The organism is Pusillimonas sp. ANT_WB101 (assembly GCF_008369125.1).
Classification (GTDB): domain Bacteria; phylum Pseudomonadota; class Gammaproteobacteria; order Burkholderiales; family Burkholderiaceae_B; genus Allopusillimonas.
The window spans coordinates 250,771-276,279 of record NZ_VOAY01000005.1 but is presented as its reverse complement, the minus strand read 5'-3'; the positions used below and the strand labels follow the sequence as shown (position 1 = coordinate 276,279).

General features: G+C 55.3%; 22 protein-coding genes, 1 tRNA gene and 1 pseudogene. 15 read left to right on the top strand and 9 right to left on the bottom strand.

Going from position 1 to position 25,509, the window contains the following annotated elements:
- Positions 1–233: 233 nt before the first annotated feature.
- Positions 234–440 (top strand): hypothetical protein, encoded by a 207-nt coding sequence (locus tag FQ179_RS19820; protein WP_149399032.1) that lies wholly within the window; start codon positions 234–236, stop codon positions 438–440.
- Positions 441–509: 69 nt separating this feature from the next.
- Here FQ179_RS19820 and FQ179_RS19815 read toward each other — a convergent pair.
- Positions 510–1,040 (bottom strand): annotated as a pseudogene (locus tag FQ179_RS19815) (RES family NAD+ phosphorylase).
- Entirely contained in the window at positions 1,037–1,411 is a 375-nt protein-coding gene (locus tag FQ179_RS19810; protein ID WP_255475078.1) for an antitoxin Xre/MbcA/ParS toxin-binding domain-containing protein, read from the bottom strand. Before FQ179_RS19810 ends, FQ179_RS19815 begins: the two are co-directional and overlap by 4 nt.
- 188 nt (positions 1,412–1,599) lie before the next feature.
- Between FQ179_RS19810 and trxC the strand changes: the two genes are divergently transcribed.
- Positions 1,600–2,034 (top strand): thioredoxin TrxC, encoded by a 435-nt coding sequence (gene trxC, locus FQ179_RS19805; protein WP_149399030.1) that lies wholly within the window; start codon positions 1,600–1,602, stop codon positions 2,032–2,034.
- Positions 2,035–2,129: 95 nt separating this feature from the next.
- Here trxC and FQ179_RS19800 read toward each other — a convergent pair whose 3' ends face one another.
- A complete protein-coding gene (locus FQ179_RS19800) occupies positions 2,130–2,816 on the bottom strand; it encodes a PAS domain S-box protein (RefSeq protein ID WP_149399028.1) in 687 nt (228 codons plus the stop codon).
- Positions 2,817–3,280: 464 nt separating this feature from the next.
- Here FQ179_RS19800 and FQ179_RS19795 point away from each other — a divergent pair, with 464 nt between their 5' ends.
- The 3 genes from FQ179_RS19795 (at position 3,281) to FQ179_RS19785 (ending at position 9,389) form a co-directional block, all read left to right on the top strand.
- The gene (locus FQ179_RS19795; protein WP_149399026.1) at positions 3,281–3,904 is read left to right on the top strand and encodes a hypothetical protein; all 624 of its coding nucleotides are present in this window, start codon (positions 3,281–3,283) and stop codon (positions 3,902–3,904) included.
- Positions 3,905–3,958: 54 nt separating this feature from the next.
- A complete protein-coding gene (locus FQ179_RS19790; protein ID WP_223146304.1) occupies positions 3,959–5,338 on the top strand; it encodes a CsgG/HfaB family protein in 1,380 nt (459 codons plus the stop codon).
- Positions 5,339–5,594: 256 nt separating this feature from the next.
- Complete coding sequence (locus FQ179_RS19785) at positions 5,595–9,389, top strand: S-layer family protein (RefSeq protein ID WP_149399025.1); 3,795 nt, start codon at positions 5,595–5,597, stop codon at positions 9,387–9,389.
- A gap of 189 nt (positions 9,390–9,578) precedes the next feature.
- Here the strand turns inward: FQ179_RS19785 and FQ179_RS19780 are convergent, their stop codons facing one another.
- Positions 9,579–10,826 (bottom strand): ATP-binding protein, encoded by a 1,248-nt coding sequence (locus tag FQ179_RS19780; RefSeq protein ID WP_149399024.1) that lies wholly within the window; start codon positions 10,824–10,826, stop codon positions 9,579–9,581.
- 283 nt (positions 10,827–11,109) lie between these two features.
- A tRNA-Phe gene (locus FQ179_RS19775) sits at positions 11,110–11,185 on the bottom strand.
- A gap of 199 nt (positions 11,186–11,384) precedes the next feature.
- On the opposite strand from FQ179_RS19775, the gene hemA reads away from it, so the two are divergent.
- The 5 genes from hemA (at position 11,385) to FQ179_RS19750 (ending at position 15,731) form a co-directional block, all read left to right on the top strand.
- A complete protein-coding gene (gene hemA / locus FQ179_RS19770) occupies positions 11,385–12,659 on the top strand; it encodes a glutamyl-tRNA reductase (RefSeq protein ID WP_149399023.1) in 1,275 nt (424 codons plus the stop codon).
- A 78-nt stretch (positions 12,660–12,737) separates the two neighbouring features.
- Entirely contained in the window at positions 12,738–13,817 is a 1,080-nt protein-coding gene (prfA, locus tag FQ179_RS19765; RefSeq protein ID WP_149399022.1) for a peptide chain release factor 1, read from the top strand.
- A 10-nt stretch (positions 13,818–13,827) separates the two neighbouring features.
- Positions 13,828–14,694 (top strand): peptide chain release factor N(5)-glutamine methyltransferase, encoded by an 867-nt coding sequence (gene prmC, locus FQ179_RS19760; RefSeq protein WP_149399021.1) that lies wholly within the window; start codon positions 13,828–13,830, stop codon positions 14,692–14,694.
- A 24-nt stretch (positions 14,695–14,718) separates the two neighbouring features.
- The gene (grxD, locus tag FQ179_RS19755) at positions 14,719–15,045 is read left to right on the top strand and encodes a Grx4 family monothiol glutaredoxin (RefSeq protein WP_149399020.1); all 327 of its coding nucleotides are present in this window, start codon (positions 14,719–14,721) and stop codon (positions 15,043–15,045) included.
- A gap of 50 nt (positions 15,046–15,095) precedes the next feature.
- Complete coding sequence (locus tag FQ179_RS19750; protein WP_149399019.1) at positions 15,096–15,731, top strand: UbiX family flavin prenyltransferase; 636 nt, start codon at positions 15,096–15,098, stop codon at positions 15,729–15,731.
- Positions 15,732–15,925: 194 nt separating this feature from the next.
- On the opposite strand, the gene FQ179_RS19745 is transcribed toward FQ179_RS19750, so the two are convergent.
- From FQ179_RS19745 to folB, 3 genes are all read right to left on the bottom strand, one after another.
- Entirely contained in the window at positions 15,926–18,406 is a 2,481-nt protein-coding gene (locus FQ179_RS19745; protein ID WP_255475077.1) for a mechanosensitive ion channel domain-containing protein, read from the bottom strand.
- Between the two features lie 99 nt (positions 18,407–18,505).
- Positions 18,506–19,483 carry a tRNA 2-thiocytidine(32) synthetase TtcA gene (gene ttcA, locus FQ179_RS19740; protein WP_149399465.1) on the bottom strand — a complete coding sequence of 326 codons (978 nt, stop codon included), beginning with the start codon at positions 19,481–19,483 and terminating at the stop codon, positions 18,506–18,508.
- 18 nt (positions 19,484–19,501) lie between these two features.
- Positions 19,502–19,861 carry a dihydroneopterin aldolase gene (gene folB, locus FQ179_RS19735; RefSeq protein ID WP_149399017.1) on the bottom strand — a complete coding sequence of 120 codons (360 nt, stop codon included), beginning with the start codon at positions 19,859–19,861 and terminating at the stop codon, positions 19,502–19,504.
- 45 nt (positions 19,862–19,906) lie between these two features.
- Between folB and FQ179_RS19730 the strand changes: the two genes are divergently transcribed.
- Entirely contained in the window at positions 19,907–20,815 is a 909-nt protein-coding gene (locus FQ179_RS19730) for an NAD(P)/FAD-dependent oxidoreductase (protein ID WP_149399016.1), read from the top strand.
- A 105-nt stretch (positions 20,816–20,920) separates the two neighbouring features.
- Here the strand turns inward: FQ179_RS19730 and FQ179_RS19725 are convergent, their stop codons facing one another.
- On the bottom strand, positions 20,921–22,714 hold the full coding sequence (locus FQ179_RS19725; RefSeq protein ID WP_149399015.1) for a M61 family metallopeptidase: 1,794 nt from the start codon (positions 22,712–22,714) through the stop codon (positions 20,921–20,923).
- A 34-nt stretch (positions 22,715–22,748) separates the two neighbouring features.
- Between FQ179_RS19725 and FQ179_RS19720 the strand changes: the two genes are divergently transcribed.
- From FQ179_RS19720 to atpE, 4 genes are all read left to right on the top strand, one after another.
- Positions 22,749–23,525 (top strand): enoyl-CoA hydratase, encoded by a 777-nt coding sequence (locus FQ179_RS19720; protein ID WP_149399014.1) that lies wholly within the window; start codon positions 22,749–22,751, stop codon positions 23,523–23,525.
- Between the two features lie 145 nt (positions 23,526–23,670).
- Positions 23,671–24,141, top strand: a complete 471-nt coding sequence (locus FQ179_RS19715; protein ID WP_149399013.1) for an ATP synthase subunit I — start codon at positions 23,671–23,673, stop codon at positions 24,139–24,141.
- Positions 24,142–24,208: 67 nt separating this feature from the next.
- Positions 24,209–25,087, top strand: a complete 879-nt coding sequence (atpB, locus tag FQ179_RS19710; RefSeq protein WP_149399012.1) for a F0F1 ATP synthase subunit A — start codon at positions 24,209–24,211, stop codon at positions 25,085–25,087.
- Positions 25,088–25,204: 117 nt separating this feature from the next.
- Entirely contained in the window at positions 25,205–25,447 is a 243-nt protein-coding gene (atpE, locus tag FQ179_RS19705; RefSeq protein ID WP_003805001.1) for a F0F1 ATP synthase subunit C, read from the top strand.
- Positions 25,448–25,509 lie beyond the last annotated feature (62 nt).

Sequence of the window (25,509 nt, the reverse complement as noted above, 5' to 3'; positions counted from 1 at the left end):
ATTGCTCAGGCGTCGTTCGAATCGCAGACCCTGGGGCACGAGATAAAAATGGATGTCTACCTGCCAGATGGTTATGAGGAGGCCACCTATATGATCCATTCCCTCCAGCTACATCCGCATCGCGGCGCACCCCGCAATTCTCCAAGGATGGTAATTTTGACGAAGCCGCTTGGACGAAATCGCTCTATCCTGCAAGGCTGTCGTCCTATTATGACGCCAAGACTACTGTTCCCATGTGGATCGAATCAGGGGATCAGGATCGGTTCGGGATTGTGCTCGCAGCCGCTAAGCTTTACTGGACGCTACACAAGGTGCAACCTGACGACATCGAGTATCGGGTTATCGATGGAAATCACGACTGGCTGGTCTTTCGTGAGTCTTCAGTGAGGGCTCTGCCTTACATGAGCAAGAAGTGTGAGGCGCTAGACAAAAAATCCTAATCGTAGAAGCAAACTCGGGCGGCGCACTGAGCGAATCGGTGGCCGCTGCCAAGAATTTCTAAACCTTAGCTACTTTACAGACGGCACAACCTTTAGCAGGTCACCGTTGGGATCGTATACCTGCAGCTCTGAGGGCGGCCGTTCAGAACTGCGATAAATCACTAGATTGGTACCGCCATGATGAGCTTGTGATGGGAAAAGAATACCGTCCAAACTGGCCTCTATCGCGTCGTCGGCCATATACCAGGTTGGTGGCTCGACGGTATTTCCGAACCATTCTGCTCGCCAATTAACAGCGTAATCCGCCCATAGCAATGGCCAATGCGCAGGATCAAAGCCGGCGCGCAAGTCCGCCACACGCAACTGTCTGATGAAGAACGTGCAAATCGTTCCGGGGCGTAGCTAGGGGTTATCCTGTCGGTACTCGGCCAATGCAGTGGTTTCATTGGACGATAGGTAGAGCGCTTCTTGTCCTGGCCGATTGAATCGACCTCCTTGTCTGGCTGCGCCCACACCGGACAGCGGCGTACTCGCATACGTGGGAGTAATAACACGGTAGAAAACTGCGGCTTGCTCCAACCCAATGTCGAAGACGATCATCCTGCCGCACCGCTGGCTAGAGACTCCAGGTATGCAATGACAGCATCGGCGCGTCCTTCCTGTACTAGGATATCGGCTGTCTTGTAGCCAAAAGCTTTTAACGGTTCGTTGCGAACCAGAAATGCTGCGCGCTCAGTGTCCCCGGTCATTTCGCTTGCTGCTGCCAAAACCCTTAGCATTTCTTGCATGTATTTCTGCAATTGGGGGGATTGGGGGCGTGCAGTCGGCGTATTTCGATGCACGTGTGCGCGCTCGGCTAGTTCTTGGATGCGAAACCCGAAGAATTCACCTACGAGCGTTGGCGATAGGTAGGGGGTGTTGGGTTCACGGAATCGCTCAATGAAAGTTGGTGGTCCCAGCATGGTTTCCATAACGCATTCCTTGTTGCATTAAATATGCACTAATTTTGCACTTTTAATGCTTCGATTGCAACTCGCTACAGGCAATGTAATTAATAGTCTGTTTTCCGTGAATTCGATCCCGCCACCAAGGCAGGTAGAATGATCATTGTTGGTATATGTGGAAATTCTTAGTCACTTTAGACCTTGAGGGCCGACGTATGAGCGAATCTTTGCATGTCGTATGTACACACTGTCATGCCGTGAACCGGGTGCCGGCGCTGCGTATGGGTGATGCGCCCACATGCGGGCGTTGCCAGCAGCCACTGTTTCAGGGTCAGCCGGTGGCGTTAGACGGCACTCATTTTGACAAACATCTGAAGGGCGACCTGCCACTGGTGGTCGATTTCTGGGCGCCCTGGTGTGGGCCATGCAAAACTATGGCGCCCCAGTATGCAGCGGCAGCGCAACAACTTGAGCCGCACATGAGGTTAGCCAAAGTCGACACTGAGGCTGAACAAGCTCTTGGTGCACGATTCGGTATCCGCAGTATTCCGACAATGGTGCTGTTTCACAATGGCCGCGAGCTGGCCAGAAAATCGGGTGCGTTGGCAACCCGCGATATCGTCGCCTGGGCCCGCAGTGTGCTTAAGTGATCAATTCTTTATTATGAACAAAACCTCCGTTTTACGCGAGAGTTTGCCTGCCGTCTGAAGCCTCTTGTTAATCAGAGGGCTCTGCAAGACCACGCTTACAAAAGCACCTCCACAGGATCGTAAAACCGGTAGCCTACGCCGCGCAGGGTTGCAACGGGCAGCTTCATGCCGCTGCTTTGCTCTACTTTACGGCGCAAACGGCGCATTTGCGAATCCATCCTGCGCTGATCGTATTCAAAATAGTCCTGACCGAGCGCAGCAACTATCCTCTTGCGGCTGACTACCCCTGCGCCTGATGCCAAAACCTGCAGCACTAAATAGTCTTGGGAGGACAACGCGATCGGCTGCTGCCCAGGCGGGGTCAGCGTGGGAGGGGCGCCCGAGAGCTGCCAGCGCTTTGCGGCCGTTGGCGGTACGGCCGTTGCGGTTTTGCTTTCTTCGTTCGGGTGTTCGGCAATCTCACGGGCGACTGCAACCCTTATCCCCTGATCGGGGTACCACCGGGCAGACCACATTATGTGAACCAGACTGCCGTCTTTGCGTACATAACGGTTTTGAAAATTAAATTGCAGATGTCCTTGCATCAGCCGCCCGACGGCCTCGATGGTTCGTTGACGCTCTGGTTCGTGAACCAAGTCGAGCATCTGACGACCAATTAGTTCGTGCTCCTTGTAACCAAAGATCCGTTCGCACGCCCCGTCTACAGAAAGAAAAATACCTTTTTCATTAACGACACAGACGGCGTCCAATAACAAGTCCATTAAATGCAGTTTAGTGTTCATCGACTCATCATCATTTTTTGTTGAAATTTACTTACTTCGGGTTACTTTTGTTCGCTTTTTCTTATACTGCTCAGGCTTGCTCAGTTTCGACATATAACTCATCGATATAATTTGCAACCAATACTATCAAAATAAACCAGAGTGCGATATTCATATGACCCCTATTAATCGCCTGGCCTGCAACTGCGGTATACGTTTCGAGACAAAAACTAAAAATTCTGCCTTTTTTCTTTTGGGCGCATAGCTACCGCGTAACCGTTAATGCGTATTCACATAACGAACCTGCAAGACTTGTTGGTCGTTTATGCATGTCTTTTTACCGGAAAAATTGACTGCCAATAGGTAAATCCTGCTTTCTAAGTGCAACTTTATTTGTCAATCCATAATTTGGATTGTGAAACGCCCTAATTATGAAAAAACAAGCATTCACACTTTCGATCACCGCAGCAAAAGGACAGGCCTCAGTGAATAAGCATCGTGTATGGCTGTCGTCTCTGGTTTTAAGTTGTCTGGGCCTGCTGTGCGCGGCAGCGGCACCTGTTGTCCATGCACAGGTATGGGCCTTCGAAGGTTTGCCCTGGCAGTTCGAGTCTTCGGCCGATAAGGCCAACAAAGCGGGTGTGCTGGATATTATGGAAAGGAAGAAGGGTGGCTACTACGACTCCTTCCAGACCACCAACTATATCACCAACACCACCAACATCCAGCGGCAATACAACTGCGGGGTTACGGCTAACGCCACTGGCTCGATGGCTGACAGCGCGCAAGGCTCAACAGTATCGTCGCCAGTTACCACCAACACCAGCGGCAATTACCTGACGTCGACCGGAAACACCAGCAGCACAGGTGCAATGGATAGTTTCGGCCCCGGTTCAGCCGGGGCCAGCACGGATCAGTCCAATACAGGTGCGGTATCGGCTGGCGTGAAAGGTTCGCCCAGTGATGCCAGCTCTGGGCAAATACACGCCGGCAGTGGCACAAGCTCACAAGCATTGAACGTCAATCAAACTAACACGGGATCCCAGACGGCATCGCTATCGGGAAGCACGGGATGCGCTTTTGGTTCCGGCGGCGTCGCCTTGAACTAGGTTCACATGAAAATGCGACCCAGATCCCCAGCGTCAGTTACATCTATTACAAGCATGAGCACAATGAATCCTGCCGTCAACTGCAAAACTTCTTCCTTCAGCCGTGGTCTCATCGGAACCTTCCGGCGTTGGATGACTGCCTGCAGCTTGCTTGCGATACTTACCCTGACGGGCTGTGCGCCCATGATGACCATGGAAAAAATGGCCCCCGATGAAGCGCCGGTCTTGATGGGGTCTTCAGTTCGCAACAACCGCACGCCCATTGATGGTGCGTTCACGTGTCTGGCCAATGAAATCGTGACCCAAAGAAGGCCACGCCTTTCCATCGCCGTGGGTGACGTCAAGGACTATACCGGCAAATACAGCCAGAATGACGGCAGCGCCATTACGCAGGGCGGAGCCCTGATGGTGTATTCGGCACTGGGCAAAATGGGTGGGGCTATTCGACTGCAGGAACGCTTCGATACCCGTATCGCCGAGCTCGAACTGGCTTATATAGACAGACGCCAGCTGGGCGATGGCGGTACCCATGCATTACAGACCCCGCAAGGGCAGGAGTCGGTTCCCTGGGTACCGTACTTTGGTGGCACTATTTTGCGTTCCAACTATTACATCGTTGGCGGCATTACCGAGCTGAACTACAACATTCAGTCGGGCGGTGGCCAGGTTCTTATTGGCGGCGTTGGTCCCAAGGCGCGCACATTTACTATGAGCATCGGCGTCGACTTGCGCATCATCGACACGCAAACCTTGACCGTGGTCGATACGGTCAGTCTGCAAAAACAAATCGTCGGCTTTGAAGTCGGCTTCGATACCTTCCGTTTTTTCGGCAGCAATCTGTTCGATATCAATTTGGGCGCGAAGAATATGGAGCCACTGCAACTGGGTGTTCGTATCGCCCTGGAGCAAGGTGTGCTGGACTTGATCGGAGCAGTTACCCAGGTCGACCCGCAGGGCTGTCTGGACAAAGCGTTGGAAGCGGGGAAACCAGGGGTTGGGAGCAAGCCGGCAACCCCACCAGCAACACCTCAAGCGAGTCCGATCGCGCCTCCTGCTGCCCCACCCGCACCTATGGGCAAAGCGACAAATGCCGGCCCTGCCCTGGGTGGCACTAACTACCAAATCGCGTATGAGTTTGGCGACCCGAGCATCAGCCAGCAGTCGGGCTCGGTCATTGAGCGCATCGTAGCTGATGCCGCCGCACATAAAACGGTCGAGGTGCAGATTATTGCGCGGGACACTGAAAGCTGGTCTCCAATCAAGCGTCAGGAGTTAACTGGCCAGCGCGTCCGTAACCTGCGCGATGCGCTGGCGGTGCGCGGTGTACACCCATCGCGCGTACGGACCACATGGGAACCCGCTGCAACCGACACATCCATACGGCGCGACGGCGCGGGATACCAGATTTTCGCAGTGGTTAGCATTACGCCGTAAAGGTTCGGCGCTTATCAAACAATAAGGAGGGGGGTATGTGCGCGCCGATTTAACCCAGGCAAACAGTAATACGCAGCAAAGAGATAAAAAATATGGCAAAACAACTGCCGACCGCCGCCCCTTGCGGTACAGCCTGGCTGTATCGCAAGGGCGCCGTCGAAAGGTTCTATACGCCTGCAGTAGTTAACTGAATTGGCTTCGGCATGACTTGACGGGACCGCCGCAGCCAAAAACGAAGAACCTCATGGAGATTAACATGAAGAAACAGCCTAAATTTTCCAGTCGCGCGCGCTTGGCGCGCTCCACCGCCAGTGCATCTGGACTCGCCCTGATTATGGGCCTGGTTAATGTCGCCGTTGGTGCAAACACGACGCTTACAGTTGCGCCAACGATCGTAGACGCTGCTAGTCTGAACATTGCAGCAACCGGGTCGCAATCAATCAATACGTCGCAATTTAGAGGCGGATCCACAACGGGCACGGTTGTGGGTTCGGGGTTTTCAGACCAGAATTCAGGAAGCTCGACAATTGTCGCGCCTGGCAACGTAGTATCCGCAGTAGCCACCAGCAACACATCCACCAGCACGGCCACCAGCAATACGTTTGATACGTCTGCCGATTTTTCCATCAACTCGGCCCAGGCAGCAGTAGGCACCACAGGTTTAGTATCCACCACCATTTCCGGATCACCACTGGTCAATGTCGTGTTCTCGGCGCCAGTTAACGAAGCAACACTAAATAACAATACTGCAAACGCCGCCACGTCGGTTAATCAAGCAAACGCATCGATTACCCAAACCAATCTGCAGGGCTTTGACACCGCTGTAGCAGGCAGCGCGAGCGTTAATCGCGAGGCAGCAACACCGTTGCCGAAAATTGACGTCACTGCCAACGGCATGATTACTAATTATCAACAGGCAACCAATGCGGGCGGCAGGACCGGTTCCGGCGCAGCGATTACTGGCGCCTCATTAAACGTCGATGCAACAAGCACTGACGCAGGTAACCTTGCTGCAGGATCGACCATCACCCTTGCGGGCAATCAAGCTGTTGCCACGTATAGCGCTAATGACGCCAGCAGCCAATCTACGGGCACTGGCATGGCATTTGATGGCAGCCTTGCCATTGCCAACCTTCAAAATAATACCGACGGCTCTGGCACTGCGGCACCGACCGCCAGCATCACGGGCAGCGGTGTAACGGTAAGCACTGGCACCAACGCCATCAACGGCGATGTCACGGTATCGAAACAAAATTTCAACGCAACATCAGACGGCAATAGCGCCGTTAACAGCCTGGCGCTGGATGTGGCCACTGGTGTAACCGGCTCAGCCGCAGGTAGCCCCTCAGCGGGTGCCAGTGCCGGAACAACCACGTTGTCCGCGTCCACCACCGGTGCTACCGTCGGAATCGCGAGTGCCCAGGGCAACCAGGGCGCCAATCTTGCGTCCTCGATTACCACCAGTAATATTACTGTCGCCGGAAAGGGCGGGGCTGGTGCGATTACGCTGAGCAACAATAACTCGTTGGCGTCTGCCAACGGAAATACAGTAGCCAATACGCTGTCGCTCAACGCGGGCAACCTTGATGAGGCCAGCGGCACCATCGCCAATGCGCAAGCTAATACAGGCACTGCCGTGGCAGCAACCAATGACACCGCCATAAGTGTTGTAGGCGCGGGCGGTGGGGCAATCGCGCATACGGGCCCGGTAGCCATCAGCGGCAACAGCATCGGCTCGTCGGCAGTGGGCAGCACAGCCGCCAATCTGACACTGGTGCAAGCCGATGCGAGCGTCGCATCAACAGCGGGTACAGCCGCATTTCTTACAAATAATAGCCAGTACAGCGACGGGGCCAGTACGGTTACCGCAACGACCAATGGCGCCATTCAGGCTAATCTGGCTGGTGCCACTTCCGCTAACGGTTTGATTGCTGACAACATCATCAGCAGCAGCGCCAAGGTCAATGTAGCCACCAACGGCACGGTGGCTACCGCCGGCTCAGGAGACTATACGGCTCGAATCAATAACGAGCAAAACAGTGAAAGCGATGCCCTTGCCATCACAACGGGAAGTATGCTGGCAATCGGCAAAGTCAACACCGCGATCCCGGGTTCTGCCCTGACGCTTAGCGGCAACACCCTCAGCGCGTCGGCCAGCAACAACGAAGCCACGAACATCTCAAGCAACACCGTAGCAGGCGCCCTGACCATGGGCTTAACAACCCCGCCGGGATCCTCTCTTTTAAGCAACACCCAGGTCTCCACCGGGGCGACCACCTCCACAGCGGGCAATACCGCGACAGTGCTGGGCATTGGGGCAACAGGTGCAGGCGACGTGCTGGGCAACACATTGACGTCCCAGGCTGTCGCCAACTCGGCAGCCAATACGGTTGCATTGACAGCGGGCACGTCCCTGAATGCCGTAGCAGCTACTGCATCGACTTTGATCAATGACCAGATGTCGAGGCTGTCCTCTCTGACGTCGACCACCACAGGAAAGGTGGGTATCGATGTCAGCGCCGAACTGCAGGACAAGGCCAATGTCATCGGCAATACGCTACAGGCGACAGGCACCCGTAACGACGCAGTCAATACCCTGGCGCTTGCCGCAGGGACGACGACTAGCGGTCGGGGGTCCATCCAGTCCATCCAGCAAGCGTATGGAGTTACAGCCGTCGCAGTTAAAACACCTAGCGTCGGCATTAGCATGAGGACAGCCGGCATCACTGGAGTGGCCACAGTAAGCGGCAACACCCTACGCGCTTCGGCCAGACAGAATCAGGCTGTCAACGACTACAGCAATACAGCCGGAACTACCTTGTCGACTGGGGGAGGAGGTAGTCTGCTGAACAGCAACCAGAATACCAGCGGCACGATTGCTTCGACAGTGGGTGGTGCTGCGCCTTTGAGTGCCGCTAATCTCGGCATCGTGGCACTGGGCTCAGTCGGTGGCTCCGCCGATGTCCTGGGCAATACCCTGCAGTCCGTGGCAGTCAGCAACTCGGTGCAGAACACCGCAGCGTTGACGGCAGGCACAAGCCTGGATCTGGCGGCTGCTTCAGATGCAACTCTATACAATAGCCAGAGATCGGTCGCTAGTCTGACCTCCACCACCAGGGGAAGTGTCGGTATTGAAGCCGGCGGCGTGATAAACGGCACGTCAAATGTCATCGACAATACGCTGCAGGCTATCGGCACCCAGAACGAAGCGTTCAACACGTTGACGCTGACCGCAGGCACGTCGATCAGTGGCGACGCATCGCTGGCCAATTCCCAAGAAGTCGCTGGCACAACAACAGCCACCGTCGAAAGCGCCGGGGTCGGCATCTTGTCAACTAGCGCTATCAGTGATCAGGCCACGGTAAACGGCAATGCATTACAAAGCCAAGCTATTGCAAACCTGGCAAACAACACGTTGGCTATCGTTTCGGGCACAGGCAGTAAAGCCAACGCGAATATCAGCAATAGCCAAACTGCGTTCTCCGGCGTAACTGCAAGCACCTCGCTGACTGGGCTAGTTGGCGTTGGCGCCGGCGGTTCACTGGAAGGGACAGCAACAGTGGGTTCCAATAAGGTATCGGCACTGGCGTTTGGCAATAATGCCGGCAATGCCCTGAACGCTACGGGCGGAGCCGGCGTACTGAACGGCAATTTGTCCAGCTCCAGTACGCAGGTCAACCGGGGTGCTATCTCTGCCACGGTATCAGGCCTGTCAAGCGGACCAACCGTCGGCGTGACGGCGGCTGCGCCATCTGTTGCAGGCTATACGGCTAACTTGCTTGGTAACCGCGTGTCCAGCACGGCCTACGGCAATAGTGCAGAAAACGTCCTGAACGCGTTGTCGACAGGCGCGATTTCGGCCAGTGCCCAGTTAGCTTCCAGCCAGACCAATACCGGAAGAGTCACTGCAGTGGTGAGCAACGCTGGAATGGGCATCTCTGGCGTTGCGGGCGCGCCTGCGGTTGCCGGAAGGTCGGTAATCAGCGGCAACACCATCAGTGCTACGGCAGTGGGCAACTCTTCTGTCAGCAAGATGGTAATCGGCCAGTAAAAGCCGATTGTAGATGTGCAGGAGTTGATGCCGTGCTGGCTTTCAAGCGGCCGGCATCAAGGGGCGGCGATAAGAAGCTATTCTTATCGCCGTTTCTTTTATAAGGGCATGGGCGGCGCGGCGTGGCGTGGCGGGCGTGAAGGCTGAAGGTGCCTGTACTTTATGCCGTAGGGGCCAGCAAACTACTTGCTACGCCAATCTTCCCCATAATGAAGACAAGGGGGCGGCCCAGATCCCGTCTCCAAGTGGCAGGGTCTTGGTGCCGTCGTAAAGCAGCACGCCGAGTTTGAATTGATCCCCTGCGATATCGGCTAGTTTTCTCAGGCCACGCAAATCGCTCTCTCTGATGGAGGCGGCAGCCTTTACCTCCACGCATACGAGATTGCCGACGGTGTTCTCTATTACGATATCAACCTCGAACTTGTCAGCGTCGCGGTAATACATCAGACGATAGTCGCCTTCGGCTGTGGTCGTGTGCTTGAGTAGTTCGCCGAACACGAAGGTCTCCAATGCATTGCCGAACCGCGTGCGGTCTCGCTGGATTTTTTCGGCAGTCAGATCGAGCAGCGTGGACAGCAAACCCGAATCGATGAATTGCAATTTTGGCGTTTTTACGACCCGGCTAAGTCTATTGTGAGCCCAGACGTCAACGCGCTTAAGCAGGTACATATGCTCAAAGATGCTGACATACCGGGAAGCTGTCTTGCCATCCAGGCCTGTCTGGCTACCCAGTTGCGTGTAGTTGCACATTTGCCCGGCTGTTTGGGCCAGCGCTCGAAGGAATCGTGGCAACTGGTCTAGTTTTTCGATACTTGCCACGTCCCGAACGTCTCTCTGGATGAGGGCGTCGATATATTGACGTGACCATGCCGACCTGCGCCTGCTTGTCGCTCTGGAAATCACTTCCGGATAGCCGCCGCGCAGCACGCGCTCGTTGAGGTCGCGACCGATGGCAGGTTGAGTCGTGTAAAGAATATTCCCTGCAAAAGCACTGTCTATCCAGTTTGCTGAGTGCGACTCGATTTCGCTCTGCGATAAAGGTAACAGCGATACAGTTTCCATCCGGCCTGCCAGTGAGTCGGCAACGGCTGGAAGTGCCATCACGTTGGCCGAGCCGGTTAACAGAAAACGGCCGGGGCGTCGGTCTTCATCTACACTTTTCTTGATTGCCAGGAGCAACTGTGGTGCGCGCTGGATTTCGTCGATCACTGCTCGATCCAGGGAGCGAATCATGCCGACGGGATCCTGCTGTGCCGATAGCCGCATCAGCTCATCATCCATCGTCACGTACTGCAGTTGCCGTTGTTCTGCGATCTGGCGCACAAGCGTTGTCTTTCCGGCTTGACGAGGGCCAGCCACCAGGACTACAGGCGTGTCCAGCAAGGCTTCGGCTATTCGCGACTGAATACCTCGCGAGTACAGGGGTATCGTGCTCATGGAGGAAGTGTAGCGTAAATTGTGGAGTTCCCACCGTAAATTACGGAACTTAAGGCCGTAAATCTAGGAGCGCTACGACGTAAATAACGGAATTTAATGCCGTAAAATTCGGAGTTTAGACGGAAGGATTGTGAGGTTTATTATTAGGTCAGTGCGTGTGCTCATTGAGAGTCGATGTGGCCGATCCGTCTTGCCTAGCGGCGCCCTTGCCGGAAAGCGGCGTACCCGCGCCCCAAAACAAAAACGCCAACTCCGAAGAATTGGCGTAGATGTTTGATATTTCTGGTGGCCTGGGGCGGAATCGAACCACCGACACAAGGATTTTCAATCCTCTGCTCTACCGACTGAGCTACCAGGCCACTGTGAAAGGCGAAATAATACACGAAAAATTCAAAGTGTGCTTGAGGCGGGTAGGAAAGAGTGACGGGTTTTCGCATCAAGTTTGATCTCGCGCAGGCAAAAACCGTGCCAAAACAACGACAAAGGTTTAGCAAAGTCGTTGTGGGGACTATAATGGGTGGTGTCCCAAAGTGCGCCTGGCGCTAATTCAAGAGACTTATGTCAGTAGACGTATTAACTTTCGGCCTGAATCACGTTTCTGCCCCGGTAGCGGTGCGGGAGCGCGTGTCGTTTCCGATGGACGTCTTAAAGCCTGCCCTCGACGGTCTGCGGTCGGCGTTTGGTTCGTCGGTCAAAGAGGCCGCCATACTATCCACCTGTAATCGCACTGAAATCTACTGTGCGGCCGAGCCGCAGGTGCAAGAGCACCTGCCTTCGTGGTTGGCTGACTTCAACAGCCTTGAAGCCAACAGTCTGCAGCCACATCTGTATCAGTACCGGCGAAACGAAGCGGTGCGGCATACTTTTCGCGTCGCCAGCGGGCTTGACTCCATGGTGCTGGGCGAGCCACAGATACTTGGGCAAATGAAAGACGCCGTGCGCGCGGCCGAGCAGGCAGGCGCGCTGGGTACCATGCTGCATCAGCTCTTTCAACGCACGTTTTCGGTCGCCAAAGAGGTTCGATCTCAAACGGCGATCGGCACGCAGTCTGTGTCTATGGCTGCTGCGGCGGTCAAGCTGGCCGAGCGTGTGCTGGGTGATCTTTCCCAGGCCAATGTGCTTTTTATCGGCGCTGGCGAAATGATCGAGCTGTGTGCCACACATTTTGCGGCCGTTCAGCCCAAGTCCATGACGGTGGCCAACCGCACGCTCGAAAGAGCAGAAGTCCTTGCCACGCGTTTCGTGGCAAAAACCATGAAGCTGTCCGATATCCCTGACAAACTGGCCGATTACGACGTTATCGTATCCTGTACGGCCAGTACCTTGCCCATACTCGGTCTGGGTATGGTCGAGAGGGTTACCCGTGCGCGTCGCCACAAGCCCATGGTCATGGTTGACCTGGCCGTGCCACGCGACATCGAAACCGAAGTTGGTCGGCTGGCCGACGTATACCTTTATTCGGTCGATGACCTGGGCCGCATGGTGCAAAGCGGCACTGACGCACGCCGGGCTGCAGTTGTCCAGGCCGAAGCTATTATCGACACACGTGTTCAGCATTTTATGCATTGGCTGCAGACACGTGCCGTAGTGCCGGCCATTATTGATTTTCAGCAGGCTGCCGATCAGGTCCGTGAAAACGAACTCGATCGTGCCCGCCGTATGCTGGCGCGTGGTGATGCGCCTGAGCTGGTCATTGAGCAACTGGCCCATGGCCTTACGCAAAAATACATGCACGGCCCACTGGCGGCGCTTAATCGCACCGAAAATGACGAACGCAAGCAACTGCTAAATCTGCTGCCGCGCTTGCTCCCCCGCGTTGATCGCCGGCGTTAGCGGCGCTAGCCTGTTCCATTTGCCGCCTGGCTGATGCTATTCTGCATCCGCATACATCACTGATTTACTCTCTTCTCTATGAAACCTTCCATGCGAAACCGGTTGGAGCAGCTTGCTCACCGGTTAATCGAAGTTGATGCCCTGCTTGCCGAACCCGAAATCGCCCATGACATGGACCGCTACCGCAAGATGACTCGCGAGCGGGCCGAGCTTGAGCCTGTAGTCAACGTTTTCAATGCTTATGAGGCGGCCGAAGCGGATATTAAGGCCGCGCAAGAGATGATGTCTGATCCCGAGATGCGGGAAATGGCCGAAGATGAAGTCAAAATAGGCAAAGACAAGATAGAAAAGCTTGAGGAAGAGCTTCAGGTTTTACTGCTTCCGCGTGATCCTGATGACAGCCGCAGCGTTTTTCTTGAAATTCGTGCAGGCACAGGCGGCGATGAAAGCGCACTGTTTTCTGGTGATCTCTTTCGTATGTATAGCCGCTACGCTGAGCACCAGGGTTGGCGTGTAGAGATTATGTCGGCCAATGAGGCTGAGGTGGGCGGTTACAAAGAGGTTATTGCCCGTATCGAGGGTGATGGCGTTTACGGCCGCCTTAAGTTTGAGTCGGGTGCGCATCGTGTGCAACGCGTACCTGAAACTGAAACTCAGGGCCGCATTCACACCTCGGCCTGCACCGTTGCCGTGCTGCCAGAAGCCGATGCGCAAAGCGATATTGTCATTAACAGCAGTGATCTTCGCATTGATACCTTCCGTGCCAGTGGCGCGGGTGGCCAGCACATCAACAAGACAGATTCGGCGGTTCGCATTACCCACTTGCCTACGGGGCTGGTGGTAGAGTGTCAGGATGACCGCTCGCAGCACCGTAACAAAGACAAGGCCATGCAAGTGCTGGCTGCCCGGCTCAAAGACAAGGTGCAGCAAGAGCATCATGACAAAGAAGCTGCTGAGCGCAAAAGCCTGGTTGGCACGGGCGACCGTTCTGAGCGCATCCGTACTTACAATTTTCCACAGGGCCGTGTCACTGACCACCGCATCAACCTGACGCTTTATAAGCTCAACAATATCATTGAAGGTGATCTCGACGAGCTTACCGGCGCATTGTTGGCCGAGCATCAGGCTGAGCTGCTGGCGTCTCTGGCCCTGGATTAAGGCGAGCTCCATGGATACCTTGCGTGTTTTGCTGCGGGAAGACAGGCTGCCACGGCTTGAAATGCGCATGCTTTGGCAGCATGTGCTGCAAGTGCCACGTTCATGGCTTATTGCGCATGACACCGATCAGCTAGACCCCGCTCACGTAAAACGCTATCGCGAACTGGAGCGTCGCCGGCTACGTGGCGAGCCTATGGCCTATATTCTTGGCTATCGCGAGTTCCTTAGCCGTGAATTTCAGGTAACACCTGATGTGCTTATCCCTCGGCCTGAAACCGAGGTTCTTGTTGAAACCGCGTTGATGTGGCTGGGCAGTCGCCGCAGGCAGCAGGCAGATGCCTCCCCCGCAGCCGACGGTAGCAGCGCTGGCCCGCGTGTGCTTGACCTGGGCACAGGCACCGGTGTCATTGCCATTTCTATGGCGCTCGAGCACCCTGGCGTTCGTGTTACGGCCACCGATGCCAGTGCTGCAGCATTGCGTGTTGCAAAAGACAATGCGCGGGCCTTACGTGCTTCGGTCGAATTTTTGACCGGTAATTGGTACGATGCTCTTTCTGGCACAGCGCATAATGGCTTTGACCTTATTATTTCCAATCCGCCGTATATTGACGCGTCTGATCCGCACCTCAGTCAGGGCGATTTGCGTTTTGAGCCCGGCATGGCCCTTACTGATGGTAAAAACGGCCTGTCAGCGCTCAAAGTAATTAGTGCGGGCGCAGGTAAGTGGCTTAAAAAAGGCGGTGCGCTGTTTGTAGAGCACGGCTGGGATCAGGCAGAAGCGGTGCGTGGCTTGCTGCGCGATGCCGGGTTTTCCGATGTCGACAGTGTGCCCGATCTTGCCGGTATCCCACGGGTTACCGGTGGTATTTATAATTGAATTTTTCCAGGAATCGAGATCATCATGAGTGACGTTCAAGACTTTATCCGTGAAACCGTTACAGGCAACCCTGTTGTCCTGTTCATGAAGGGTACGGCACAGGCACCCCAGTGTGGTTTTTCCGGCCGCGCTATCCAGATTTTGCAGGCATCGGGCGTCAGCAAGCTGGTCACGGTCAACGTGCTTGACGACGAAGAAGTGCGCGCAGGCATCAAAGAGTTCGCCAACTGGCCTACTATTCCGCAACTGTATGTCAACGGCGAATTCATTGGCGGCTCTGACATCATTGCCGAAATGTACGAAAACGGCGAACTGGTTACGGCACTAAAAGAAGCCGGAGCCGTTGCGTGATCAAAAACCGGAACACCTGCCCGCCCTGTATTTCTTAGGGTAGGGCAGGTATGGTTGATGATCATCGTCGCGGGTCTGGTGCCGGCGATGCTGCAGTACCGCCAGCGCGCGGCACTGCAGCGCGTCGCATTGTTATAGGCATAACAGGTGCCACCGGCGCTGTGTATGCAGTACGCATGCTGCAGGTGCTGCGCACCTTGCCCGATGTTGAATCACATCTGGTGGTTTCGCCGCCAGGTGTACTCAACATTAAGTACGAGCTCGGCCTCGATCGTAAACAGGTTTACGATCTGGCCGACAAGGTTTACAGCTTCCGCGACATAGGCGCTGCCTTGTCCAGCGGTGGTTTTGCCACGGCAGGCATGGTCGTGGTGCCGTGCTCCATGCGCACGCTGGCTGCAGTGGCTCATGGCTTTTCTGATAATCTCATTACCCGCGCAGCTGATGTCACATTAAAAGAGCGCAGGCGGCTGGTCATGATGGTGCGTGAAACACCGCTTAATTTGGCGCATTTGCGCAATATGACGTCAGTAACCGAAATGGGCGGTATTATTTTTCCGCCGCTTCCGGCGTTTTATCATCACCCCAAAACACTCGAAGAAATGGTCGATCACACCGTTGCCCGTGTGCTTGAGCTTTTCGACATCAATGTCGACGGCCCGCATTGGGAAGGCATGGACGCTTAGGTTGGGTCTTTAAACAGCCAAGCAATACGCCAGATCCATATATAAAGACGGGTTCTGTCGCCAGCATGGCTTAGAGCCTGAATTTCTCACCGCATCCATTCGACACGTGGGTCAATATAAAGCCCGCTGCCAAACGCGACAGCCTATGTACACCCGGAAAACATGCCGAGTGCACATAGACATACCACGTCAATTTACGTCGCGTCGGGTGCCAATGGCCGCATGGTTTGCCCGGGTGCCGGCTCCTTGCTGACTGACGACCTTAACGCTTCTACCGCATGCACCTCAGCAGGGGCGGCATAGCCGTCTTTGTCGCGCCCAAAATGCAGAACGGTTTGCGGATAAGGCAACTCAATCCCAGCGGCATCAAAGCGTTCTTTGACCAAGCGGTTGAAGGCGCGCTGTACAGCCCATTGATTGCCGGGGGTTGTTTTAATCAGCACCCGGATGGTAAAGCCTCGTTCATTGAGTGCGGTTACCCCCGGAATATCGATATTTGACATAACCTCTTTGGACAAGGTGGGGTTTTTCATCAAGTCTTGGAAGGCGAGCTCAAGCTGGGCAATAGCCTCGTCTACGCTTTCCCGGTGCGCAATGTTGTATTCGCCCAAGTGGTAGCCGAAATCGCGCGTGTGGTTGGAAACGCGGTCAATCACTGAGAACGGGATCAGATGATAGCCCCCGTCCAGTGTGCGTATCACGACCGAGCGTATCGTTATTTTTTCTACGGTACCAAACAGGCCTGCCACTTCTACGATATCGTTCTGGTTCATGCCGTTTTCAAGCTGAATGAAGATGCCGGTAATGACGTCCTGCACCAGTTTTTGCGCGCCAAAACCAATGGCCAGGCCTGCGACCCCTGCACCGGCGATCAACGGCCCGATATTAATGCCAATCTGCGATAGCAGAATCAGTATCGTCATGGTGCCGATGAGAATGGCCGCGGCATTGCGAAAGAGCATCAACAGGGTTTTCTGACGCTCGGTGACCAGGCGCTGGCTACTTCCACTGCCTGTAAGACGATGTTCGATCAGGCTTGCCACGACAGTCCAGCTTAGCGCTGCCAGCCCCAGGATCAGCGCGATACGCACCAGATGGGTGACTACGGCTTGCCCGTTCTTGGACTCAAGCCATGCAGCCAGGTCGAAAGCATGCCAGGCGTCAAGCACGACAAGGGACACGATGATAAGAATCATCAACCGTAGCGCTCGCAGAACGGCAGGCACATATGCATTGATGCGCGTCTCCAGCGAGGGGACGGCATCGCGCCATCGATGCGGAATCGATAGATGGCGCTCAAGCAACTTGGTCAGTGCTGCGGCCAGCAATACACCCGCACCAATGCTGATGACGGATTGCAAAGTAGCCCTGCCCATGAACTTTAGTGCCTCTTGCTGTGCAATCTGGCTCACAACGAGCAGAACCGTGAAATAGAGAATAGCCACGATATGCCACACGCGTGCCAGCACGCGCGTAAGGGTGCCAAAAATGGCGGCGCTGGCTTGGTCAGCGTGGCGAAGTAAACCAGCGCGTACCGTCTTGCGGTTTTTCCAGACAACGCCTACCGCATACACATACACCCCCAGCATGATGATCAGGCCCGCAATATGAGCAACAGAGTCGGGGAAGAGGGTTTGCACCAGTGGAACAATGAAAAGCAAGGCGTAGCCGGTGGCGGTGATAAGCCGCGAAATCCAGAGGTTCCAGTAATTTGCTGCCTCGGGAGAAAGCGGCAGCAGTCGCAACTGGTCATAGCGGGTGGCGAACAGGCCGCGAGACAGCGCCTTGACCGCTTCTACCATGACAAACGCATTGATGAATTCAAATGCAAAGAGGCTGGTGCTGCCCGTTCCGGCCAGCGACAGCGTAACTGTATAGGCAGCGAGTGCGGCGAGCAGTGTGGCGGCAATGTCGATGGCCAGTGCAGCGGCAACGCCGATCAGCTTGCGGCTAAGCGTAATGCGCTTGAAGCGATGCTGCCCTGGTCCTGCAGGCTCGTCAATGGCAGGGCCATGCGCAACCTCTTCTATCGTTGGCGCTGCTGCGTTCTCGGCGCTAATAGTAGTGCTTGCAGGTTGGTGTGAGGCCGGCGTGCCGTCTGCGGTGGGGGTGGCTTGCTGTTCAGTTTTGGCGTCGCGCCTGATCCACACGTTTAGCCAGGAGAAGCCAAATCTGGCGAGCATGCGCAAAATAAAATAACTGATCAGCACTGTTGCAAATGCAAAAGCCAGCACCTTCAGTGCGTCACTCCATCTGTGCAACCCCGAGTCAGCAACGGGGGCGCCGGTCGCCAGGCCGACAGCTACTGAGGCAGTTTCCGAGAAATCGTCTGCCAACCCTCCCAAAAAGGTGTTGATCGAGTCGGCCAGACGTTGCGATAGCGTGGGCGCTTCGGTGTTTGTCGTCTTTTCAGTATCGGCGGCGTTCTGGTCGCTCTTGACAGACGCATCTCCGGAAGCCAGCGCGCGCAACTTATCGACCAGCTGGTCACGTGCCTTGTCATTTGCGAGCAAATCAGCCAGCGCCGTGTAAGACGTTGCCTCGGCTGGAGCCGTGGTGGTAGTGCTTTGAGCGTAGCTGTTACCGGCAATAAAACAGGCCAGCGCGCACGACAGAACCAGCAGGGCCGTGAGCAGGCGCCGACTTAAGGTGGGGTAGGCCGCGTTTGGGTTCACCAGGGCGTCTCCTGTGGACATTGAAGTAAAGAGAAACGAAAAAAAGCACGTGTAGGCGTGCTTTTCTATTAAAAGGGTAACATCCACAGCAGATTTTTGTCAGTTGCGAAGGTCAGTAATTGTGATGACGCGACGCGGTACTTGTGCACCTTCCGTGCTGTCGTCCTCTGTCGCTGTGACTGCCGGTGTCTCATCAAACCGCTCGGGATCAAATGCCTTGTCGCCGTCTTCATCGGCGATACCGTTAGCCATGATGCCCGCGAAGTCGAAAAGATCGCGGTCCATCAGATGGCTGGGGACAACACGCGTCAGGGCGCCGAATATATTCCATGAACGCCCGGGAAACTTCTTGTCCCACTCGGCAATGAGGCGGCTGACTTCTACGCGCTTGAGGTTTTCTTGCGTTCCACAGAGGTTGCAGGGAATGATGGGAAACTGCTTTTCAGCCGCGTAGGCAATAATGTCTTTCTCGGGCACATAGGCCAGCGGGCGAATGACGATATGCTCGCCGTTGTCTGACATAAGCTTGGGCGGCATGGCCTTCATGCGGCCACCGTAGAACAAATTCAGGAAGAAGGTAGCCAGGATGTCATCGCGATGGTGGCCCAGGGCGATTTTGGTGGCGCCCAGCTCACTGGCAACGCGATACAAGATGCCACGCCGTAGCCGCGAGCACAGCGAGCACATGGTTTTGCCTTCGGGAATAACGCGAGTAACAACCGAATAGGTATCCTGGTTTTCTATATGAAACGGCACACCCAGCGAGGTCAGGTATTGGGGTAATACGTGTTCAGGAAAGCCGGGCTGTTTCTGATCGAGGTTGACCGCCACAATGTCAAAATTTATGGGTGCCCGCGCCTTGAGCGTCAGCAGCATGTCGAGCAGGGTGTAAGAGTCTTTGCCCCCTGACAGGCAAACCATAACCTTGTCGCCTTCTTCGATCATGCCGAAGTCAGAAATGGCACGGCCTGTTTCTCGAAGCAGGCGTTTGGCTAGCTTGTTCTGGTCGGTACGCCGTTTTTGTTCGCTGCGGCTGGTGGGGTGCGCGGGGGCGCTGGTAGTGGTATGGGCGTGCATGATCATGTGGGTGGCGGTTTAGCGGGCTCTTTGCAGCTCGATGCCTACAGACGCACAGTCTGAAAATGCAAGCGGTTTGCTGATGCGGATTTTAACGTGCTGTACAGTTGGGAACTCTGTCAGTATGCGACTGACCACACGTTCGCTTAAGGTTTCGAGCAGGTTGACGTGCGCGCGAGTGCACTCATCGACGATGGCGTTGCGCAGCAGTCGGTAGTCGAGCACTGTTTGAATATTCTGGTCGTGCACCTCTTGGGTGACATCGACGTCGAATTCGGCATCAATGTGCAACGGCTGGGTGGCGCGCAATTCGTGCTCAAGAATGCCGATATGTGCGTCGAGTGCCAGCTGTGAAAAATAGATACGTCGTGTGGGCATGAGATCAGCCTTGTAGAATAGGCTTAATTGTATGTTGGAATTTACATGGACGCAGAGAATACTATCTACGATGCGGCCATAGTCGGAGGAGGTCCGGCTGGCGTGTCTTGCGCGGTGTGGCTGGCGCGATTGGGTCTAACGCCGGTGGTGATCGAGCGTGGCACTGCCATTGGCGGCCTTTGCCTCAGCCACTCTTTCCCTGACAACTGGAACGCATCACTGCCAGGTTTTACTGGCCCGCAAGTGGCCGACAACCTTGCGCTAAGCCTTGAGCAGGCTAAGGTTCCCTCGTTGCTATCTTGCGCGGCGGAACGCGCTGTGTCTGTCGCTGACGGTTATGAGCTTTATGTGGCCGGCCGATCAGCCCCATTGCTTGCCCGTCATCTGGTGCTGGCAACGGGTGTGCGTGCCCGTACGCTGCCCCATTGTGACGGTGTCGAGGCGCAAGGCATTCTGGTGGGCCCCGGCACACATATTGTTTCGCAAGCGTTTCAGGGCAAGCGCGTGGCGGTGCTGGGCGGCGGCGACAATGCATTTGAAAACGCCCTGTATGCCATGGAGCATGGCGCTACGGTAGATCTGTACGCTCGCACCGTCAGGGCGCAGCACCAGTTTGTCCGGCAGTTTCCAGGTGGTTCGGTCAATGTCGGGCCCTACCAGGTCAGCCCGGCCGCGCGGCGCGTCAATGACAAGCCCTATGACCTGATCATGGTGTTTTATGGTTGGGAGCCCTGCATGCAATTTGCCGGTGCGCTAAACCTGCGTCGCAGCGCGCGAGGGTTTATTGCTACCGACATGGAAACCGCCCAGACCAGCGTGCCTGGCGTGTACGCCATTGGCGAGGTGGCTCAACGCCTGCACCCTTGCGTCGTGACGGCCTTGGCCGACGGTGTGACAGCCGCCAAGGCCATACAGGCGCGCACCGAAGCTGCCGGCCATCAATTTATCCAGTAGTTGCTTGGCGCTGGCACAACACCGCCACAACACCGCCACAACACCGACGCCGCTATAGGCGCTCCAGTCGTGTCGGGGCGCGTCAACTGCGAGGGCGTGTAGCCGTCAAGACGCCGGCAGTTCTTCCATTCGCTCCAGCGTGCATTGCGTCGCGACGGGCTCGCCCAATACCGCAGTAAATACGCGCAGCTCGTCACGGCGAAACACATGCACCTTTACCTTGTCGCCAGGGCGGTATGCGGCCAGCAGTCGGTCCAGCGACAAGGGGTCAGACACACGCAGTCCATTGATGGCCACCAGGCTGTCGCCCGCCGAAAGGCCTGCAGCATGTGCGGCGCCATTTTCCAGAACTGTGCTGATTCGTGTCTCGCCGTGTTCGGCCCGTACGCGAAGATCCAGGGTAGGCAGGGCTGAGATGGGGGCCCAGTTCATTGCAATGTTCTGTGTGGCGAACAGTGTGTGCAGGGGCACGTCTTCGCGGCCCATAACATACTGTTCAATGAATGACGACACATCGACACCCGTCGCTTCCAGAATGATCTGCGGCATGGCGTCCTCGGGCACACCCTGCTCGGATCCGTTCTGGTAAAAATCACGACCAAAGCGTGTCCACATCAGCTGCATGACATCATCGAGCGATCGCTGGCCGTCAGTTTCGTTGCGGATGAGCAGGTCTAGCCCCAGCGCAATCAGCGAACCCTTGGTGTAGTAACTGACCAGCGCATTGGGCGAGTTCTCGTCTTGCTTGTAAAAGCGTGTCCAGGTGTCAAAAGAGCTTTCTGCCACACTTTGCTTGGTGCGGCCGGGAGTGCCGTGCACAGATGTAATCGCCTTGCCCAGCATGCGCAGGTAGTCAGTTTCAGTGACGACGCCAGAGCGCAAAAGCATAAGGTCGTCGTAATAAGAGGTAAAGCCTTCAAAGACCCAAAGCAGGCTGGTGTGGTTGGGCCTGTCGAAACGGTATGGCGCAAACGCCGCTGGCTTGATGCGCTTTATGTTCCATGTATGAAAATATTCATGGCTCACCAGCCCCAAAAAGGTCTGGTAGCCTGCCCCGGCGTCTGCGCGGCCCACCACGGGCAGGTCACGACGCCCTGCCATGAGCGCGGTGGAAGCGCGATGCTCAAGCCCGCCATAGCCGTCGTCAGTGACCATGGTCATGAACACATACCGGTCTGAACTGTCGAGAAAGGGCACCTTGTTGCTTTCAGGCTCAAAAAACGTGATCTGGGTGGCGCATATGCGCTTTACGTCGGCAACGATGCGCTTAAGGTCGAGGTTGGGCGCAACCCCTGTAAACACTAATTCGTGCTGCGCGCCATGAGCGCGAAAACGCGCTACCTGCGGTAAACCCATTTCTACAGGGTGATCGACCAGTGCGTCGTAGTTGGGCGCGACATACATGCCAAAACCGTACCTGCGCGCGGCCTGCGGGTGGCCGGTCGCTTCTGGCAAGCTGGTATATACGCGCCAACTACGTGCCTGGGTTCGCGGGGGCGGGCAGAGGCGTACATGACAGGGCAGCTGCTCCTGACCCTTTACCGACAGGTAAACGCTGGTGCCATTGAAGAAGGCGTGGGTTTCGTCGACATGTGCGCTGCGCACAGAGAGATCCCATGCGTAAATTGTATAGTCGATAGTCAGAGGCCCGTCGCACGGCGCGCATTGCCAGGCGTGTGTCGATGATTTGCTGATGGCAACGGTTTGGCCCGCGCTATGCGCGCGAATGGTTTCTACCTGTCTGGAAAAATCTCGAATAAGATAACTGCCGGGTATCCAGGCGGGCATTGCCAGCAACTGACCACCAGGGTCAGGGTTCTGGATAGTTAGGCTGATATCGAGCCGATGACCTGCCAGGTCGCAAGGCGTTACGGTATAAAGTACATATTCGTTTTTCATGGCTCTATATTAATTAACTTTTCAAGGAGACGGCATGACAACGCCAATGATGAAAACAGAAGTGCGCGGACGGGTTGCCATTCTGACCATAGACAGGCCCAAGGCACTCAATGCGCTAAACAACGAATTGATAACTCAACTCGCCGATGCCATGCGTGCCTTTGATGCTGACGATAACATTGGCGCCATGGTGCTTGCCGGAAGTGAGAAAGCCTTTGCAGCAGGCGCCGATATCGGTGCCATGCAGGGCTGGTCGTATATGGACGTGTACAAGGCTGATTACCTGGGCGGTGACTGGGAAGCCATCAAGCGTATACGCAAGCCCATTATTGCTGCGGTTGCAGGCTATGCACTGGGCGGCGGCTGCGAGCTGGCCATGACGTGCGACTTTATTATTGCCGCCGATAATGCGAAATTCGGTCAGCCCGAAATCAAGCTGGGGGTCATTCCGGGCTATGGTGGCACTCAACGGTTGCCGCGCGCCATCAGCAAGGCCAAGGCGATGGACTTAATACTTACAGCACGTATGATGGATGCCGAAGAGGCTGAGCGTGCAGGCCTGGTTTCACGCGTCGTACCGACAGACAGGGTGCTTGATGAGGCCATTGAGGCCGCAACTGTCATCGCGTCCATGTCGCTACCTTCGGTCATCATGGCGAAAGAATGCGTAAACATGGCGTACGAAGGTTCGCTCAACGATACGCTCATGTTCGAGCGCCGTAATTTCCATGCGCTGTTTTCAACCGAAGATCAAAAAGAAGGCATGAGCGCTTTTGTCGAGAAGCGCAAGCCTGATTTTCAACACAAATAGCCCACGTCAGTGCGGCGGATCAGCAACACCTCGATCAGGTTTAATGTAACTGGTCCGCCTGACAGTTTGCTTAAGCCATTGAATCAACGCTATACTCTCGGGGTTTTGCGGATTGCGGTAATTAAAAGGTTTGTCGTTAACAGCCATGGGTTTTAAAAATACTGAGGGCGGCGACGAGCCTAGCGCAACAGAGGAAGAGGGTTACACCAGGTTGGTGCTCACAGAGCACGACCGCGCGGCCATTCATCGGCGTTCAAGCAAAGGTATTGTCCGGGTAATAATTGCCCAGGCCATCATGCTGGGCGTGGTTGTGCTGGGAAGCTGGCTGGTGTCAGGGCGTGCTGCGGCAGTCTCGGCGCTAATTGGTGGCGGTGCATACCTGGTACCCAATGCCCTTTTTGCATTGCGCTTACTGGTTGGCCTGTGGGGGCCCGTCCAAAACAGCCCATTCACGTTTTTCGTGGGCGAGGCGTTCAAGTTGGGTACGGCAACAATCGTGCTTGTTCTGACGGCCTGGCTGGGTTCTGAGTGGGTGGTTTGGCCAGCATTGCTGTTGGGCTTGCTGTTTGTATTGAAGGGCTATGTGTTGTTACTGGTTTCTGGCCGGTTGCCATAGTTTTTTTAAAGTAATAAAAATCAGGGCGCTGTGCTCTGTCTTATTAACAGGATAAAGGTTCATTCAGATGGCTGCTAGTGACATTTCGCCACAGTCCGCGTACATTCAGCATCACCTAGTTCACCTGAATAACATAGGCGAAAAGCAGACTGTTATAGCCAACTTTGATGTCGTCAACTACGACTCCCTGTTCTGGGCCCTGCTTATGGGGCTTGTCGTTGTTTTCGTTTTGTGGCGTGCTGCAAGCCGGGCCACTACCGGGGTTCCTGGTCGTTTTCAGATGGGTGTCGAAATGTTGGTCGACATGGTTGAAAACGAGTCAAAAAGCATTGTTCCCAATGAGGTTTCGCGTCGGTTCATGTCGCCTCTGGCTCTGACCGTATTCGTGTGGATTATCCTCATGAACGCGCTCGACCTGATTCCCGTCGATCTTCTGCCCTGGATCTTCAAAATTACCGGGCTGGGCGCCGAGCATGGCGACCCCCTTTATTACCATCGTATTTTGCCTACGGCCGATCTCAACGTGCCAATAGGTATGGCGCTGGGTGTCCTGCTGCTCATGTTTTATTACGGCATCAAGATCAAGAGCCCTGGTGGTTTCGTAAAAGAATTGTTTATTGCACCCTTCCACGCTCCGGGCCTGGCAGGGGTGGTGCTCGCGCCGTTCAACCTGTTGCTAAACCTCATCGAGTACGCCGCCAAGACGGTATCGCTCGGCATGCGGTTGTTTGGCAACATGTTTGCCGGCGAGCTTATCTTTATGCTGGTCGCCCTCATGGGTGGCGCATGGACCGGGTTTAATGGTGCAAGCATCGGCTTGGGTGTAGGTCACATTTTGGCGGGTACGGCGTGGGCTATCTTCCACATCCTTATCGTGCTGTTGCAGGCCTTTATTTTCATGATGCTTACCCTGGTATATGTGGGGCAGGCTCACGAAGGCCATTAAATCGGTTTCGGCTGGGGCGGGCTGCGCGCTCGTCCGGTCGAGGGTGCAAGAATTTCTTGCAAAGCAGTTTTCCAGTTTTAGTATTTTGATTACATAGTTATTAACCTAGGAGTTGTCATGACCAACGTTGCTTTCGTTGCTCTAGCTTGCGGTATTATTATTGGTCTGGGCGCTTTCGGTGCTTGCATTGGTATTGCCCTGATGGGAGGTAAATACCTCGAAGCTTCGGCTCGTCAGCCCGAGTTGATGAATGCCTTGCAAACCAAGATGTTCTTGCTTGCCGGCCTGATCGACGCTGCATTCCTGATCGGCGTAGGTATTGCCATGCTGTTCGCTTTCGCCAACCCGTTCGTCGGCTAAGCATTTGCGGCCCGCGATCTGTCGGGCCTAGCCGCCGCAAGGCCGCCCAGGGGCGGGTTTGC

Bases quoted from the DNA above. Each gene is read 5' to 3' on its own strand.
- FQ179_RS19820 (WP_149399032.1), top strand. From the start codon at position 234: ATGTGGATCGAATCAGGGGATCAGGATCGGTTCGGGATTGTGCTCGCA.
- FQ179_RS19810 (WP_255475078.1), bottom strand. From the start codon at position 1,411: ATGGAAACCATGCTGGGACCACCAACTTTCATTGAGCGATTCCGTGAA.
- trxC (WP_149399030.1), top strand. From the start codon at position 1,600: ATGAGCGAATCTTTGCATGTCGTATGTACACACTGTCATGCCGTGAAC.
- FQ179_RS19800 (WP_149399028.1), bottom strand. From the start codon at position 2,816: ATGAACACTAAACTGCATTTAATGGACTTGTTATTGGACGCCGTCTGT.
- FQ179_RS19790 (WP_223146304.1), top strand. From the start codon at position 3,959: ATGAGCACAATGAATCCTGCCGTCAACTGCAAAACTTCTTCCTTCAGC.
- FQ179_RS19785 (WP_149399025.1), top strand. From the start codon at position 5,595: ATGAAGAAACAGCCTAAATTTTCCAGTCGCGCGCGCTTGGCGCGCTCC.
- FQ179_RS19780 (WP_149399024.1), bottom strand. From the start codon at position 10,826: ATGAGCACGATACCCCTGTACTCGCGAGGTATTCAGTCGCGAATAGCC.
- hemA (WP_149399023.1), top strand. From the start codon at position 11,385: ATGTCAGTAGACGTATTAACTTTCGGCCTGAATCACGTTTCTGCCCCG.
- prfA (WP_149399022.1), top strand. From the start codon at position 12,738: ATGAAACCTTCCATGCGAAACCGGTTGGAGCAGCTTGCTCACCGGTTA.
- prmC (WP_149399021.1), top strand. From the start codon at position 13,828: ATGGATACCTTGCGTGTTTTGCTGCGGGAAGACAGGCTGCCACGGCTT.
- grxD (WP_149399020.1), top strand. From the start codon at position 14,719: ATGAGTGACGTTCAAGACTTTATCCGTGAAACCGTTACAGGCAACCCT.
- FQ179_RS19750 (WP_149399019.1), top strand. From the start codon at position 15,096: ATGGTTGATGATCATCGTCGCGGGTCTGGTGCCGGCGATGCTGCAGTA.
- ttcA (WP_149399465.1), bottom strand. From the start codon at position 19,483: ATGCACGCCCATACCACTACCAGCGCCCCCGCGCACCCCACCAGCCGC.
- folB (WP_149399017.1), bottom strand. From the start codon at position 19,861: ATGCCCACACGACGTATCTATTTTTCACAGCTGGCACTCGACGCACAT.
- FQ179_RS19730 (WP_149399016.1), top strand. From the start codon at position 19,907: ATGGACGCAGAGAATACTATCTACGATGCGGCCATAGTCGGAGGAGGT.
- FQ179_RS19725 (WP_149399015.1), bottom strand. From the start codon at position 22,714: ATGAAAAACGAATATGTACTTTATACCGTAACGCCTTGCGACCTGGCA.
- FQ179_RS19720 (WP_149399014.1), top strand. From the start codon at position 22,749: ATGACAACGCCAATGATGAAAACAGAAGTGCGCGGACGGGTTGCCATT.
- FQ179_RS19715 (WP_149399013.1), top strand. From the start codon at position 23,671: ATGGGTTTTAAAAATACTGAGGGCGGCGACGAGCCTAGCGCAACAGAG.
- atpB (WP_149399012.1), top strand. From the start codon at position 24,209: ATGGCTGCTAGTGACATTTCGCCACAGTCCGCGTACATTCAGCATCAC.
- atpE (WP_003805001.1), top strand. From the start codon at position 25,205: ATGACCAACGTTGCTTTCGTTGCTCTAGCTTGCGGTATTATTATTGGT.